This window comes from Amycolatopsis sp. NPDC005232, from assembly GCF_040607795.1.
Taxonomy (GTDB): Bacteria; Actinomycetota; Actinomycetes; order Mycobacteriales; family Pseudonocardiaceae; genus Amycolatopsis.
In genome coordinates this window covers 1-1,342 of record NZ_JBEXHL010000089.1, presented here as the reverse complement: position 1 = coordinate 1,342, position 1,342 = coordinate 1, and the positions used below count along the sequence as shown (strand labels likewise).

Sequence of the window (1,342 nt, the reverse complement as noted above, 5' to 3'; positions counted from 1 at the left end):
CAGGGTTCCGGCAAAGTCGTTGGTGTTTTAGGGGTGGATGCCGAGCAGGGTGAGTGGTCGGGTGGTGTCTCGGGTCATGTGGCGTAGTCCGGCGGCGATGTTGGTCCAGCCGGTGTGGCGCAGGGCGCTGGTGGTGAGGTTGCGCAGGGTGGCCATGACGCGGGGTGCGGTGCCGGTGCGGGTGCGGGATGCGTCTTCGGTGTAGGTGACGTCGCGGATCCAGTGGAGTTTGTTTTCGATGTGCCAGTGGTTGCGGACGTAGTGGCTGATGTGGGCGGGATGAGCCCAGGGGCCGGTGGTGTTGGTGATGCCCAGGGCGGCGTGGGCGGTGTGTTTGCCGCTGGTGTGGTGGGTGGTGTAGCGCTCGATGAGGAACGCGTTCGTGGCGTGGGGAAAATCGATCGCGGGATAGTCGAGGAAGTCGCCCAGGGGTGCGAGCTGGGTGGTGCGGCGTTCGGTGCGCCCGTGGCCACGGTTTTCGGTGACATGGGTGGGGATGTCGTGCCAGGGCAGGGTGTCGAGCAGGCTGTAGAGGCGTTGCTGGTTCTGTTTGACGGTGAACACGTAGTAGGCGCCGCGGGAATGCAGGTAGCGGGCATGAGCGGCGGTGGTGTGCAGGGCGTCGGCGGTGACGACCCGACCGGTGAGGTCGATGGTGTCTAGAAGCCGTGGAAACCAGGTGATTTCGCTGCTGCCGGCCGGGACTTGGCGCTGCCCGACAACCGTTGCCCGCTCGTGGGTGATCGCGGCGAGCAGGTGCACTCCGGCGCCGCCAGTGCGGGCGAAGGTGCCGCGCAGGGATTTCCCGTCCACCGCGATCGCCGGCGGGAGCGTGTCGGGATCGGGCTCGGCGGGATCGTGTTCGGTCAGCCAGGCGCTGATCACGTCATCGAGGAGGTCACCGTCGACGCGGTTGGCGACCCGCCGGACGGTGGCTTCGTCCGGGGCCACATATCGGCCTGCGCGGGCATCGAACCGTGTTCCCAGCATTGCCAGCACATGTTGGGGTGCGTCGGCGGCCCATTCCCCGATCGCGGTGAACGACCGAGCTCCCGCCGCTACCGCCGCCGCCGCGATCGCGAGGATCGACCCGATCGAATGGCGCACACCCCGCCGATGCCGCGGATCCGGCACCTTTGCCAGATATTTCCGCAGGTCAGCGACCCACGACCGATCGCTGTCAACGTCAGGCAACGGGGTCAAACGATCAAACACAGCCGGGATCAGGCACGATGACACAGCGGGCACGGCTCTCTCACGATCATGGGACTTCGACAATCACATGATCAACAGAGACCGTGCCCGCCCTACAACCAGGCCCAAAGACTTTGCCGGAACCCTG

General features: G+C 66.2%; 1 protein-coding gene. It reads right to left on the bottom strand.

The genetic code is table 11. The features are described from left to right. Window positions 1–27: 27 nt before the first annotated feature. Complete coding sequence (locus tag ABZU76_RS51565; RefSeq protein ID WP_354885874.1) at window positions 28–1,248, bottom strand: ISAs1 family transposase; 1,221 nt, start codon at window positions 1,246–1,248, stop codon at window positions 28–30. Window positions 1,249–1,342 lie beyond the last annotated feature (94 nt).